Genomic DNA, 14233 nt, shown 5'->3' on the forward strand with positions numbered 1-14233 from the left:
GCTCGCATGTCTCATAGGTGCATCAACTGATACCGCTCTTTGAGCGGCCGAAGGACGTCGAGTGTCGTCTCGTAGTTCTCGGACAACTTGCCAAACTCATTGGCTCGTTCGAGCTCCCGAGTCAACAGATTGCGCTCGACCTCGAAATGGATCGGTGTCCCAGCGGGCGGGACCGCGAGGTAGTCGATAATCTCGGCTCGGTCCTTGTGATCGGCGAGGCGCAGAAGGCGGCCTCTGCGCTGGATGAACTGTCGGGGGTTACTGCTGCTGGCGAGCAGGTAGCCGGTCCGCGCATCGGGGATGTCAACTCCCTCGTCGAGGCAGCGCATCGCGACGAGTACGCGGAGATCATCGCCGGCGCCGAATCGGCGAAGGAGTACCTTGCGTTCAGCGCGAGGTGTCTCGGAGACGTACGAGTGGGCGGCGAGGTGCAACTCGTTCCCCACTAGGTTCATTACCTCGCGAAGTTGGTTCGGTCCGCGCGGCACGCCCTGCGGCGCTGGGCGACCTCCCTCGGCACAGTAGACAAGCTGAAACCATGAGTGGGCATGCGCGTTGAGATCGTTGCGTAGCATCGCGAGCTTGCCTTCTGCATGGCCGAGAACTCCGGCACGCTGCCGAAGCAGGTAGCTGAGTGGAGAGTTTGGGTCGGCGTCGGTGACACTCTCGCCCGCAGCGACACACTTCGCGATCTGCGCTGACAGGTCGACATACAGCTGCGTCTCGGCGTCGTTAAGTTCCACTAGGCTGGGCTGATAGGTGTAGCGGCATAACGCGCCCATGCTGATGGCGTCGCCGAGCCCGAGTTCAAACACGATGGGGCCGAAGTAGTCGATGAGGGCGTCGGTGCCTTCGTCATCGAACCAACGTTCTGGGGTGGCGGACAGCGCTAGCCGGTAGGTGGCGGTCGAAGGCAGGGATGAACGGTAAGCTGAAGAGCCCAGGTTGTGCGCTTCATCAGCAACCACCAGCAGTGGTTGCGAGATCCGCGACAGAACTGACTGAAACCTGTCTCCTGCGAACGACGCGTTGGTTGCCACCATCGCGACGATCTGCCGCTGCCCTAGCCGCACCTCGCTCAGTTGTTCCTCGACCAGCGGGAGCCATTTCTGGCTCGACTCGTACACCGGGACAGGCCGGACACCAAAGCTCTCGACTTCGGTGATCCACTGGTCGACGAGGTGTTGCAGCGGAGCGATGATGAGCAGGACCAGTGGTTCTTCACGCTGTCGCAGCACGTCGGCGAGCTTGGTCGCAGCGATCATGGATGTCTTGGTCTTGCCGGTTCCAGTGGCCATCTTGAGGATGCCACGGCCTCGGTGACCGAGCCATGCCTCGACTGCCAGGCGCTGGTAGGCGCGGACGGACAGCCAGTTCGGCAGGACGAGGTGGGTCGCCTCGTTCGTGACTGCCGGTGGGGGAGCGAGCGCGTTATCGCGCGGCGACAGCTGAGTGTCGCGTTCCTGGCCGAGCTTGATGAGGCGATCTCGGGTGACGCCGGGGAAGTCCTCAATTTGGAGGTTCGGCGTCCGGTTGGCCCAGAGTGCCTTGAAGTCTTCTTCGAGGCGAATGGCGCGGACGCCGTCGCCGTCCACCCAGCCGCGATATACCTCTACGGACTCGAAGTTCGCGACGAGCCCGCCCAGCGTCTCGTTGCTGCTGCCGGTGAAACCAACCAGATCGCCGACGGCGTCTCGGAAGATGCCAAGCTTTTCGTGATAGATGCCGACTCGGCCTTCTTGTTCAACGAACGCTAACTTGATGTCGAGCCGTCCTTCGGCGATGAGGCGGCCAACACGGCCAAGCCCGTCGAGCACCGAATCGCGTTCTTCGGCCTCGAGCTCACGTTCTGTCGCGCGTTCGATGACGGCGCGGATGTCGTAGCCGCGCTCGATGTCGAGGACATCGTCCTCGGTGAGGTGTGGTGAGGCGATTAGGCGCATGGTGCCACCCCGGTCTGCAAATGTCTCGATGCCCCTGGCGAACAGGGCGATGCTGGTCGAGGTGAAATACCCGACCGCGCGGCTGTAGCTGGTCGCGACCGAGAATGCTGGCAGGTAGAAGCCCTGGACAACATCCTGGCGGTCGCTGCGGTAGCGCCCCTCGAGAGACAGGCCGCGAAGCCCGTTGGGTCGTGGCTTCATAGAAGGTCCAGGATGTCGTCGACGTTAGTGGTCTGAAGTGAGTGTTCCGTCGGCTCGCCGGTCTCCAAATAGTGCCGAACGCTGGTGAGGAGGTCTGCGACGTCGGTATCGCCGCGGTCCCGGTAGCCGCCAATGATGCTAACCACGGGAGTGTCGATGGGCAGATTGATCGCAGCCGCGAGCGTCTGTCGCGCGGTCTCGGCATCCAGGTCGCTCTGCGCGCCGATCAATGTGAGCGCATCTGGCAGCGGCTTACCGCTCAGCTCTGCCACCAGCTCCAACGCGAACGTGTTGTCGTCCTTGATCACCAGAAAGACGTCTGCTCCGGCGGACACGTCGTCCTCGAGCAGGAAGCGGCGGATCGTCCCGAAAGCTGGCTGGGTGCCGGTCCAAGTGATCGCCTGTGGGCCAAGCGAGGACTCAAGCTGACGTTTGTCGCCGTGCTTGAGGTCCAAAATGCTTGCGACGGCCATAGGGGCGACAGACCCGCTGCCTCGGAGATGATCATGAGTGATCCGTACCCGATAAGCCCAGCCCTGGTCCTGCCGGAACATCCGGCTCGTGCGCTCCGGGGTCTTCCTGATCTCGCGCGCCCCACTGGCCGTCCGGACCACGCCATCGCGGACCTCAAAAGGCGCGGTGCTGGCGTAGGCGACGACACTGCTCGCAGCCACGCTGTACCGGCCGGTGATCTGCTCGATCAAGGTATCCAGTTTGATCTTGCCTCCGGCCATCGCCAGTTTCTCACGGATTATCGAACGCACGCCTGTGTAGGCTTCCAGCCCCCACTCGCTGAGCGCCCAGCGGTCCCGGTCCACTCGCTCGAACCGGTCGTCGATCGACATGGCGTTCTTGAGCGAGCCCACGCTGCGCTCAAATATGAACCGCTCAACAAGGTCGTTGGCACTCATTGGCGACCCGGTGATGGACAAGATTCCCGCAGCGTAGTCGCCGACCGACTGGGTTCGAGTAAGCACGTAGCTACCATCGACGACATAACCGCAGGTCGACAGCCATTTTCTGGTGAGATCTTCACACAGCTCGGGCGTGCTCGTCTCGACCAGGACCAGGTCGTCTAATTGTACGACGCCATGCTCGTTGGCGTGCTCGCGCAGGTGGGTCCGCGTCCAGTCTTGCGCCGCACTCAAGGTCGGCACCACGCACCATCCGTCCTCGATCTCGTAGGCGTCATCGAGGCGGTCGATTACCCGCCATACCGGCTGGCCGACTGACTCGACGGTACGTGCGAGCGCAGGCAGGTGCACTAGCAGGTCAGATAGCGGGCGGACGTGCCCGATCGTGCTTCGGGCGGCGGTCGCCACCATGTCGAGAGCGTTCGTGGCGAGTGCGTCCAACATCGCGGCACGCGCCTTGCCTTCGAGCTGCCGAACACGCTCGCGTGATACGCCAAACTGCTGGCCAAGCTGGTCCAAAGTCACTGGTTCGTCGGCGAAGAGGCGCTGCTCCAGAACTTGAACTGCACGCGGATCAAGGGCGCGGAAGGCGGTGTCGAGCAGACTAGCGGCATCCTGGTTGAGCGCGTTCTCGTCGAGCATCTCGTTCGCGGAGAACTCCGCTAGTCGCTGCCGGGCCTTGATGATCTCGTCAGGCGTGCCGATCGGCAGATGGGTCTGAAGGAGTGGTTCTGCGGGTAGTCCGATAGCGGTCTGCCAAATCGCTATTCTGGACAGATCGTCGACAAGCGCGACGAGCCAGCCAGGCAGCTCCTCTGCCGGATTTGCTCCCCGGTAGTCCGAGTCTGGCGGGGGCGCTGGACCGATATCGGGTGTCGGTCGGGACGTTGACACGTCGGCGAGTGCCCGGAGGATGGCATCGATGCCACCGATTCCCACGTTCCTCAAGTCGAGTATGTCCTCGATAGTCAGGTTGGCGAGCTCATCTGTCGTGGTGTAGCCGGCACCCCGTAGGAGGGCGTTTCGTGGCCGCGGTGGCAGCCCAAGAGCGGCGACGGACAGTTGAGGCGGTAGCCCGGGGAAGATCTGGCCTATCGTCCACCGGGTCAGCCGGTTCATGGCCAACTCGGAGACCTCAGCAAGCCGTTTTCTACGCTCGTCGGGGGTCTCGTCGAAGATCGCCGCGTCCCACCAAGGGGTGTCCGCGCGGCCAGACGACGCGCCACGAAGCCATGGGAACGCGTCGAGCCAGGTCAGCGGACGCAGGTCGTCGAGTACGGGCTGGTCAACCATGCAGAAGGTTCTCCTCACCGGGCGCCGCGGCAGCTAGGCGACGCCTCTCGACAGTCCCCGTCAGTAATCGCGGATAAGGTGCTCCCCGTTTCTTACGAGCACTACTTCGTCACCAACGCTCAAAGGACTCCTGCCCGTAGTCCTAGACGATGCCGTAACGGTGTTTTCACCGAGTAAGCGAACGGGTGTAACCGGTGGTCGGTCGAACGCATCCATCACGACAAGTCTGCCAGAGGCCCACATGGCTCGGGCGCAAAGCCCGTGATCTCGTAGGCCGCGCGGGACCTCAGGTGTCGCGAGTACGGCGCGGCGGTGTAGGAGGTCGAAGTTAGCGTGGCAGTACATTTGCCTCTTGATGGCTTTGATGCGGCCGACCGCACCCTCGACTGCGCCACTGCTCCAGTTGGGGGTCAGTCCGTTTCGGACCGCGTCATAGTCCTTGAACAGACTGCGGAATGTTGCTCGCTTGCACGCCGGCGACCAGAGGGCGAGGCGCTGGCCACAGCGTTCACTCAGCATTTCGGCGAGCTCACGACCAGCCGGTCGACCATCTTCACCTTCTGTTTGCATTAAATGGCATACGCCGATCGTGGCGGCTCGCCGCAGCCGCTTGCCAGCGGCCCGATCGCTCATCGCCATGGCACCACATGTTCACACCTATCGAAAGCAGTCATCGTGCTCACGCACTGCTACAAACCCCGTGCGGCGCGAGGGCATTGAGGAGCTGAATGGACCCTGTCTACCCGTCGCCTTCGTGCGCTAATAGCGCACGGCTGCCATGTGCACCCTGCGATGTTCGCAGTAGTACAGTCAAGTTTGGAGTGGAATGCAAACATGCTGGTAGGGATCTGTGGTTCTGTAAATAATTTAGCGGCTGGTGCTCGCACCTTGCAGGTGTCTTTCAGTGCTGGTCGCCGGACGTCAATGTCGCTAGGTTTGGTGCCCCCGGCAGGATTCGAACCTGCGACACCCGCTTTAGGAGAGCGGTGCTCTATCCCCTGAGCTACGAGGGCATGTACTGCCAGGCGCAGCCTACCGGGTGACGCGAGCCGCCCGAGCGCGAGGTCGCAAGTCACACCCGGGCGGACCAAGCGGCCGGCCCCGAATGCCCCGAACGGCGGTTGCGCGCCAGGTGCCCCAAGATCGGAGGCCGGACAGCGACACTGGCCGTCCAGTGACACTCGACCTGCGGATCCGCCCAGGAGCAGCGACACTCGATCCAGGCAAAACAGGGTCTGAATCGAGCGCTAGATCGACACAGATGACCCGCGCGGGTCACTCGTACGTGTCTGGTTTCGAAACCCTGAACAACAGTAGGTAATCTTCGTTAACGGGACGCGAGACGCCGCTCCCCCGGCTGCCGGAGGGCTTCGTTGATCAAGCTCATGTTCGCCGACGACGAGGAACTGGTCCGTTCGGGCCTGCGTGCCATGATGTCGGGCGCTGCCGATATCGAGATCGTGGGCGAGGCGAGCGACGGGAGATCAGCGGTCGAGGTCGCCCGGAGGTACCACCCCGACGTCGCGCTGCTCGACATCAAGATGCGGGCGCCTGACGACGGCATTCGCGCGCTGAGGGCGATTTTGGCCTTGCCGGATCCGCCGACCGTGGCCATGTTGACCACGTTCGACATCGACGACTACGTCAGTCTCGCGCTCAGGCTCGGGGCGAACGGCTTCCTTCTGAAGGACATCGACCCGGCGGCGCTGCTCAGGGCCGTCCGCGACCTCGCGAGGGGTGGCGCGGTGCTCGACCCTGGAGTCGCGGCGCGCATGGTGCAGTCGCATCGGGACGAGCAGCGGGCCGCGCAGCCGGCGCGCAAGCTGCTCGCGTCGTTGTCCGAGCGGGAGCGTGAGGTCGTCGGGCTGATCGGGCAGGGGCTGTCCAACGCCGAGATCGGCGGCCGCCTGCATCTGTCCGAGGCCACGGTCAAGGGCTACGTCTCGGCCGTCCTGTCCAAGATCGGCGCGGCGAACCGGGTGCAGGCCGCGCTGCTGGCCTACCGCGGTGGCCTGCTCGACCAGTAATGATCCTCACCGCCCTCGAGTTCCTCGGCTTGATCGCGTTCGCCGCTTCGGGGGCGCTCGCGGCGGTGCGGTCCAGGTTGGACGTCTTCGGAGTCGTGGTCGTCGGGTTGACGACCGCGCTCGGCGGCGGGGTCATCCGTGACGTCCTGCTCGGGATCACGCCGCCCACCACGCTGCGGACCTGGCCTTATCTCGCGGTCTGCGGCGGGACGGCGCTGATCGTGTTCGTCTTCCATCCGCAGATCGCGAAGCTGCGGCGTGCCGTACTCCTCGCCGACGCGCTCGGGCTCGGTGTGTTCGCGACGGCGGGGACCACCATCGCGTTGAACGCGGGCGCCACCCCCTACGCGGCGTGCCTGATCGGCATGACGACGGGTATCGGCGGCGGTGCGGTGCGTGATCTCCTGTTGCGGGAAATCCCGCTCGTGCTGCGGAAGGAGATCTACGCGGTCGCGGCGCTCGCGGGGGCCGTGCTCGTCGTGATCGGTCACGCTCTGCGACTGCCGCCGGGGCCGGTGACGGTGGTAGCAGCCGCCGCCGTCGTGGGGGTCCGGATGCTCGCTTTGTGGCGGAGATGGAACGCACCTGTTGCAAAAGGGCCCGAGACCGGCTGAAACGTCTTCTGGACTGCCGGATTTCCTTTGTTGGTTCTGTGTGTGTTCTTAGGCGAGTCTCAGCACTCTGCGTAAGACTGTCGCCATGCGCATCCTCGTAGTGGACGACGACAGGGCCGTCCGTGAATCACTCAGGCGATCCCTTGAGTTCAACGGGTACCAGGTGGAACTGGCCGGGGACGGCGCGCAGGCCCTGGAAGCGATCATCGCCAACAGACCGGACGCGATGGTCCTCGACGTGATGATGCCGCGGCTCGACGGCCTGGAGGTCGCCCGGAGGCTGCGAAGCACCGGTGACGACCTGCCGATTCTCGTGCTGACCGCGCGGGACACCGTTTCCGACCGCGTGTCCGGCCTCGACGCCGGGGCCGACGACTACCTGCCGAAGCCCTTCGCGCTCGAAGAGCTGCTTGCGCGCCTTCGCGCGCTTCTGCGCCGGGCGATCCCGGATCCGCAGGCAGGCCAGAACGCCGAGGTCCTCTCGTTCGCGGACCTCACCTTGGACCCGGGGACGCGCGAGGTGCGCCGCGCCGGGCGGGAGATCAGTCTCACCAGGACCGAATTCGCCCTGCTGGAGCTGTTCCTCTCCTACCCGAAGCACGTGCTGACCCGCAGCCGGATCCTGGAGGAAGTATGGGGATACGACTTCCCGACGTCGGGCAACGCGCTGGAGGTCTACGTCGGCTATTTGCGCCGAAAGACCGAGGCTGGGAACGAACCGAGGCTGATCCACACGGTGCGGGGAGTGGGCTACGTGCTGAGGGAAACCCCGCCGTGACCGAGCCGGTCCCGGTCGTCGACGTGTCCGAAAAGGATCCGCGCGGCGACCGCTGGGGCACGCGGCGCTTCTCGCTCCGCGGCCGGGTGACACTGCTCGCGGCCGCGTCGGTGGCGGGCGCGGTGGCGCTGGTGTCGCTCGGCGCGTATCTCGTCGTGGCCGACAACCTCTACCAGCAGGTGGACGACAACCTGCTCGCCCGCGCGCAGGCCGCGGTCGATTCGCCGCAGGTGCAGACCGAACTGCAGCAGGTGCCCGGCGCCTTCCTGGCCAGCGCGGACCTGCAGATCGGCCAGCTGACGGTGGGGCAGAAGATCCGGCTGACCTATCCGCAGTCCGGCAGCCGCCCGCCGTACGGCGACGACGAGATCGCCGTCGCCTCCGGGGACAAGGCGTTCTCCCTGCGCACCGACCCGAAGACCGACAGCCGGGTCGTCGCCCTCCCGCAGGGCGCCGGTCAGGCGATGGTGCTCGCCCAGTCGCTCGGCCCGACCAAGCGCACCCTGAACGAGCTTTCCGTGGTCCTGTTCCTGATCGGCGGCGCCGGGATCCTGGTCGCCGCGGCCGCGGGAACGGCCGTCGCGAGAGCGGGGCTGAGGCCGGTCGACCGGCTCACGTCGGCGGCGGAACGCGTCGCCACCACGGGTGATCTGCGGCCGATCCCGGTCAGCGGCGACGACGAACTCGCCCGCCTCACCCAGAGTTTCAACACGATGCTGGGCACGGTCGCCGAATCGCAGGAACGCCAACGGCAACTCGTCGCGGACGCCGGCCACGAGCTGCGCACGCCGCTGACGTCGTTGCGCACGAACCTGGAGCTGCTCCTTTCCGCGAGCAGGCCGGGCGCGCGGACGCTGTCCGACGAGGACCGCAGCGACATCGAGGCCGACATCCGCGGCCAGCTCGACGAGCTGACCCAGCTGATCGGCGACCTCGTCGAACTCGCACGCCAGGACGAGCCGCGGATCGAGCACGAGCGGGTCGAGATGGTCGACGTCGTCGAGCGCGCGCTGGACCGGGCACGCCGCCGCGCGGGCGAGATCGAGTTCGACGTCTCGCTCCAGCCGTGGGTGCTGACCGGCGACACCAGCGCGCTGGAACGCGCGGTGCTGAACCTGCTGGACAACGCGGTGAAGTTCTCGCCGGAGGGCTCGACGGTCGGGGTCCGGCTGTACCCGGTCGGCGACGGCACGGCGGTACTCGAAGTCGAGGACTCCGGGCCGGGGATCGCCGACGAGGATCTGCCGAAGGTGTTCGACCGCTTCTACCGCTCGTCGGAGGCGCGGACGCTGCCCGGTTCCGGGCTCGGCCTCGCGATCGTCCAGCACGCGGCGCAGCGGCACGGCGGCGACGTCTACGCGGGCCGCGCGGCCACCGGCGGCGCGCTGATGACCTTGCGGCTCCCGGGAGCCCCGGCCTGATGGGTGACTACGACAAGGGCCTCGAACTGCTCCGGCTTCTCGGCGGCGTCGAGAACCCCGCGGTACTGGAGCTGTTCGACGCCGTCGGGGCGACGGACTACGGCAGGGAGGCGGTCGCCTTCGTCTACGGCGGCGTCTACCAGCGGCCGGGGCTTTCGCCGGCACAGCGGCAAGTGATCACCGTCGCGGCGCTGGAGACCTTGGGATACGCGGAGGCGCAGCTTCGGTTCCACCGCGACGCCGTGGCGAACGTCGGCGGTGACCTGGCGCAGGACGACGAAACGATCAGGCGGCTCAAACGGATCGCGGTGTACACGGCGAAGGGCGGCGTGGCGCCGGAACTGGCCGACGTCCTCCAGGAAGCGAAGGACGCGGAGGAGCTCCGGGAGGCCGTCGAGACGATCCTCCATCTCGCCGTCTACGTGGGCTTCCCCGCCGCGCTCAACGCGCTCGCCATTACGCTGACGGGTGATGAGCACCGAGAACGAGCCTGAGCTGCCGCCCCGCCGTCTGCTGTGGACACTGCTGGTGGCCGCGGTGCTGCTGGCCGCGGACCAGCTGACCAAATGGTGGGCCGTCGACGCCCTCACCGACCACGCGCCGATCCCGGTGATCGGCGACTTCATCCGGTTCCGGCTGCTCTACAACCCGGGCGCGGCGTTCTCGCTGGGCGCGAACTCCACCTGGATCTTCGCGATCCTGGCCGCGGCCGCGGTGGTCGCGCTGCTGTGGATCTCCCGCAAGGTCCGTTCGACGGGCTGGGCGATCTCGCTCGGGCTGCTGCTCGGCGGCGCGACGACCCATCTGGGAGACCGCCTGTTCCGCGAGCCCGGCTTCGCGCGCGGTCACGTCGTCGACTTCATCGACTACAACGGCTGGTTCGTCGGGAACGTCGCGGATATCGCGCTGTTCTTCGGCGCGGTCTCGCTTTTCGTGCTGAGCTTCCGCGGCGTCCCGATCGAAGGCGTCAAGGAGACGGCGGAGGAGTAACGAGGCAGAACTCGTTCCCTTCAGGATCCGCGAGCACGACCAGTCCGTCTTCGGGGTGCGCGAGTACGCGCGCGCCCAACGCGACGAGTCGTTCGATGTCGTCTCCGGTCAGGTCCAGATGCACGCGGTTCTTGACGACCTTCGATTCCGGCACCAGGTTGAAGAAGAGCCGCGGTCCCGATGCCGCTTCGACCAGGACCGAAGGATCCTCTTCGGGACCGGAAAACCCCAGCGACCGAAGGCGATCAAGCTCCTCTTCGGCATAGGGTGCGACTTCGTAGCCGTCGAGCGCGGCCGCCCAGAAGCGGGCGAGCGAAGCGGGATGCCGGCAGTCGAAGACGACGTCGCGAAGCCTGGCCATGGCCTCATGGTGGCAGGCGGCTCGGCTCGTCGCGCCATGTTTGATCGTGTAGGATTTTGTGTAATTGATCCAGTGTAGCTATCGGAGGCGTCTTGCTCGCGCGGCAACGACAGGCGGTGATCCTCGAGGAGGCGCGCCGGACCGGGGCGGTCCGGGTCAGCGATCTCGTCGTGAGGCTCGGCGTTTCCGATATGACGGTGCGCCGCGACCTCGACGTGCTCGCGAGCCGGGGCCTGGTCGAAAAGGTCTACGGCGGCGCCACCTCCATCGTCGGCAAGAGCACCGACGAACCCGGTTTCGAGGCCAAGTCCGTGCGCCAGCGCGCGCAGAAGGAGGCCATCGCCGCGCTCGCCGCCGGGCTGGTCCGGCCGGGCACCGCGATCGGCATCTCCGCCGGCACCACCACTTGGACGCTGGCCAGGGCACTCGACGAGGTCCCCGGCCTGACGATCGTCACGAACTCCATCCAGGTCGCCGACGTGCTGCGCGGCGCGAACCAGCCGGATCGCACGGTCGTCCTCACCGGCGGCGTCCGCACCCCGTCGGACGCGCTGGTCGGGCCGGTCGCCGTGCAGAGCCTGCGGTCGCTGCACCTGGACGTCGTCTTCCTCGGCGTGCACGGGATGGCAGACGGCCCCGGGTTCACCACGCCGAACCTCACCGAGTCCGAGACCGACCGCGCGCTGGTCGAGGCGGGCCGCAAGCTGGTCGTGCTGGCCGACCACACCAAATGGGGCATCGTCGGGATCTCCACCATCGCCGGGCTCGAAGAGGCCGACGTCGTCGTCTCGGACGACGGTTTGTCCGACAACGCAAGGGAAACGCTCATCGAGCAGGCGGGTGAGCTGATGATCGCCGAAACGGCGGAGACGGCTGAGGCTGAAGAAGCGTGAAGCGCACGGTTAGGCACCTGGCCGACGGCCGGGAGATCATCTATTTCGACGCACCGGGCGCGCCCGAACGCACCGCCGAGGACACGCGTGACCTGCCCCAGGTCGCAGCCGCGTCGGAGATCCGGCGTGACCCGCTGACCGGCGAATGGGTCGCGATGGCCGCGCACCGGCAGACACGCACCTACAAGCCGCCCGCCGACCTGTGCCCGTTGTGCCCCACCAAACCCGGGAAACCCAGTGAGATCCCGGAGCCGGACTACGACGTCGCGGTGTTCGAGAACCGGTTCCCTTCCTTCGCCCGCAACGTCCTCGGTGATTCGTCCACAGTGGATGGAGCGGGGCTGGTGCCGGTCGCGCCGGGTGTCGGCCGTTGCGAGGTCGTCTGCTTCACCAGCGACCACGACGGTTCTTTCGCCGGGCTGACGGCGAAACAGGTCCGCGCGGTCGTCGACGCCTGGGCCGACCGCACCGCCGAACTGTCCGCGATGGACGGTGTCGAGCAGGTCTTCCCGTTCGAGAACCGCGGCGAAGAGATCGGCGTGACCCTGCACCATCCGCACGGTCAGATCTACGGTTACCCGTTCGTCACGCCGAAGACCGAGCGCCTGCTGGAGGTCGCCCGCGCCTACGAGGCGGAGCACGGCCGTCCGGTGATGGGAGACGTCCTGGCCGCCGAGCGGGCGTCCGGGGAACGGGTCGTGGTCGCGGGTGAGCACTGGACGGCGTTCGTGCCGCCCGCCGCGCGCTGGCCCGTGCAGGTCCAGATCGTGCCGCATCGCCAGGTGCCCGACATCCCCGCGCTTTCCGACGCCGAGCGTGACGACTTCGCCGACGTCTACCTCGAAGTTCTCCGCCGCTGCGACGGGCTTTACGACCGGCCGCTGCCCTACATCGCGGCCTGGAACCAGGCGCCCGCCAAACGCGACCGCGAACTCGGCTGGCTGTACCTGGAGGTCTTCTCGGTCCTGCGGTCCAAGGACAAGCTGAAGTACCTGGCGGGTTCGGAGTCCGGGATGGCCGTGTGGATCAACGACGCCACGCCCGAGCAGATCGCGGACAGGCTGCGCGCCACCCGCTGACAGGGCCATACTCATGTGCGATGCACAGCTTTGGCTCAGGAACTTCTCAGGACCATCCCGCAAGGTGAAGACATGACCGAGAACGACGCCGAGAAGGCGCGGCCCGCCGGCGATCGGCCGGACGCGGAGCAGAGCGCGAACTGGGCGGCTCAGCCCGCGCCGCAGCAGCCCGACGCGACCGGCCTCGGCGGCCATGCCACTCCGCACACCGGAGCGCAGCAGGCCTACCCCGCGGAGCAGCAGTACAACCCGTGGTCGCCTCAAGCCCAGGCCCAGCAGACTCAGACCCAGGAACACCAGGCCCAGGGCCAGTACACCCAGGGTCACCAGATCCCCGGCCAGCAGACGCCGTTCACCCAGCCGGGTCCGTCGGTCTACGCGGTCCCGCAGCAGCGCCAGGCGCAGAAGTCCACCTCGGGCAAGCTGCTCGCCGGTGTCGCGGCGATCGCGCTCGTCGTCGGCGGGGTCGCGGGCGGCACGGTCGGCTACCTGACCGGTGACGGGTCCGGCGGTTCCGCGGTGAACGCGCTCGACGCGCCGAAGCCCGCCCAGCAGACGGGCAACCTGCCCGCCGGTTCGGTCGAGTCCGTGGCGCAGAAGCTGTCGCCGAGCGTGGTCGAGCTGCAGGTCTCCGGCCGCTCGGGGGCGGGCGAGGGCTCCGGCTTCGTGCTCAGCACCGACGGTTACGTGCTGACCAACAACCACGTCGTCGAGGTCGCCGCCGGTGGCGGGCAGATCCAGGCGGTGTTCCAGGACGGTAAGAAGGGCACGGCGACCGTCGTCGGCCGCGACCCCACGACGGATATCGCCGTGGTGAAGGTCAGCGGCGTCAGCGGCCTGACCCCGGTGGAGCTCGGCCGGTCCGACGATCTGCGGGTCGGGCAGCCGGTGGTCGCGATCGGTTCGCCGTTCGAGCTGACGGGCACGGTCACGTCGGGCATCGTCAGCGCGCTGAACCGGCCGGTGAGCGCCGGTGGCAACGGCGACCAGACCACGGTCATGTCGGCGGTGCAGACCGACGCGGCGATCAACCCCGGCAACTCGGGCGGCCCGCTCGCGAACATGGCGGGCCAGGTCATCGGCATCAACTCGGCGATCTACAGCCCGAAGTCCGCGCAGGGCCAGGGCGGCGAGAGCGGCGGCAACGTCGGCATCGGTTTCGCGATCCCGATCGACCAGGCGCGCCGCACGGCCGACGACATCATCAACACCGGCCAGGCCACGCAGACCTTCATCGGCGCGCGAGTGCAGACGGCGCCGACCGGTGGCGCGCAGCTCGGTGAGATCACGCCGGGCAGCCCGGCGGAGAAGGCGGGCCTCAAATCCGGCGACGTCGTGACGAAGCTGGACGACCGGTCGATCCCCAACGCCGACGCGCTCGTCGCCGAGATCCGCACCAGGGCGCCGAACGACAAGGTGAAGTTCACCCTCAGCGGTGACAAGGTCATCGAGGTGACCCTCGGCGGCCAGCCCGTCACGCCGAACTGAAGACGCTCGGCCGCAGTGCGCGGCCGAGACCAACTCCGGCTCGAACCCCCAGCGGGCCGGACCTCGGAGGCCACGTGCGACCGGCTGCCAATCCCGGTCGCGCGTGGCCCCTTTTATTGAGGGGTAGGGCAAACATGTCGTGTCGGGTGACGTGTCCGTGAAGGCCTCCTTCCCTACGCTCAAGGTAGTGAAGGAGCCCTTCACACCTTCCCCAAGTACGTGAAGGACCCC

Annotated in this window: 12 protein-coding genes and 1 tRNA gene; 9 read left to right on the forward strand and 4 right to left on the reverse strand. The window is 66.8% G+C overall.

The genetic code is table 11. From position 1 onward, the window contains the following. Positions 1–11 precede the first annotated feature (11 nt). From AJAP_RS03440 to AJAP_RS03450, 3 genes are all read right to left on the reverse strand, one after another. On the reverse strand, positions 12–2144 hold the full coding sequence (locus AJAP_RS03440; protein ID WP_038508107.1) for a DEAD/DEAH box helicase family protein: 2133 nt from the start codon (positions 2142–2144) through the stop codon (positions 12–14). Next, on the reverse strand, positions 2141–4351 hold the full coding sequence (locus AJAP_RS03445) for a sigma factor-like helix-turn-helix DNA-binding protein (protein WP_038508110.1): 2211 nt from the start codon (positions 4349–4351) through the stop codon (positions 2141–2143). Before AJAP_RS03445 ends, AJAP_RS03440 begins: the two co-directional genes overlap by 4 nt. Before the next feature lie 937 nt (positions 4352–5288). Beyond that, positions 5289–5364: transfer RNA gene (locus AJAP_RS03450), tRNA-Arg, on the reverse strand. Positions 5365–5724: 360 nt separating this feature from the next. Here AJAP_RS03450 and AJAP_RS03455 point away from each other — a divergent pair. The 6 genes from AJAP_RS03455 (at position 5725) to lspA (ending at position 10181) form a co-directional block, all read left to right on the forward strand. Then, positions 5725–6378 carry a response regulator gene (locus tag AJAP_RS03455; RefSeq protein ID WP_005155565.1) on the forward strand — a complete coding sequence of 218 codons (654 nt, stop codon included), beginning with the start codon at positions 5725–5727 and terminating at the stop codon, positions 6376–6378. Continuing rightward, positions 6378–6992, forward strand: a complete 615-nt coding sequence (locus AJAP_RS03460) for a trimeric intracellular cation channel family protein (protein ID WP_037340464.1) — start codon at positions 6378–6380, stop codon at positions 6990–6992. The genes AJAP_RS03455 and AJAP_RS03460 overlap by 1 nt, the downstream gene beginning before the upstream one ends. 85 nt (positions 6993–7077) lie before the next feature. After that, positions 7078–7770: a response regulator transcription factor gene (locus AJAP_RS03465; RefSeq protein ID WP_037340466.1), complete on the forward strand. Its 693-nt coding sequence runs from the start codon at positions 7078–7080 to the stop codon at positions 7768–7770. Further along, positions 7767–9191 (forward strand): HAMP domain-containing sensor histidine kinase, encoded by a 1425-nt coding sequence (locus AJAP_RS03470; protein ID WP_051972332.1) that lies wholly within the window; start codon positions 7767–7769, stop codon positions 9189–9191. The genes AJAP_RS03465 and AJAP_RS03470 overlap by 4 nt, the downstream gene beginning before the upstream one ends. After that, positions 9191–9685 (forward strand): carboxymuconolactone decarboxylase family protein, encoded by a 495-nt coding sequence (locus tag AJAP_RS03475; RefSeq protein ID WP_038508112.1) that lies wholly within the window; start codon positions 9191–9193, stop codon positions 9683–9685. The genes AJAP_RS03470 and AJAP_RS03475 overlap by 1 nt, the downstream gene beginning before the upstream one ends. Further along, entirely contained in the window at positions 9663–10181 is a 519-nt protein-coding gene (gene lspA, locus AJAP_RS03480) for a signal peptidase II (RefSeq protein ID WP_038508113.1), read from the forward strand. Before AJAP_RS03475 ends, lspA begins: the two co-directional genes overlap by 23 nt. Here lspA and AJAP_RS03485 read toward each other — a convergent pair. Beyond that, positions 10159–10542, reverse strand: a complete 384-nt coding sequence (locus tag AJAP_RS03485) for a VOC family protein (protein ID WP_038508115.1) — start codon at positions 10540–10542, stop codon at positions 10159–10161. The two genes, lspA and AJAP_RS03485, sit on opposite strands and share 23 nt — an antisense overlap. Positions 10543–10634: 92 nt before the next feature. On the opposite strand from AJAP_RS03485, the gene AJAP_RS03490 reads away from it, so the two are divergent. The 3 genes from AJAP_RS03490 (at position 10635) to AJAP_RS03500 (ending at position 14002) form a co-directional block, all read left to right on the forward strand. Further along, positions 10635–11435, forward strand: coding sequence for a DeoR/GlpR family DNA-binding transcription regulator (locus AJAP_RS03490; protein WP_038508117.1), 801 nt, complete (start codon positions 10635–10637; stop codon positions 11433–11435). Beyond that, positions 11432–12514, forward strand: a complete 1083-nt coding sequence (gene galT / locus AJAP_RS03495) for a galactose-1-phosphate uridylyltransferase (protein WP_038508120.1) — start codon at positions 11432–11434, stop codon at positions 12512–12514. Before AJAP_RS03490 ends, galT begins: the two co-directional genes overlap by 4 nt. A 72-nt stretch (positions 12515–12586) precedes the next feature. Continuing rightward, complete coding sequence (locus AJAP_RS03500; RefSeq protein ID WP_038508122.1) at positions 12587–14002, forward strand: S1C family serine protease; 1416 nt, start codon at positions 12587–12589, stop codon at positions 14000–14002. Positions 14003–14233 lie beyond the last annotated feature (231 nt).

This window comes from Amycolatopsis japonica (assembly GCF_000732925.1).
GTDB classification, from domain to species: Bacteria; Actinomycetota; Actinomycetes; order Mycobacteriales; family Pseudonocardiaceae; genus Amycolatopsis; species Amycolatopsis japonica.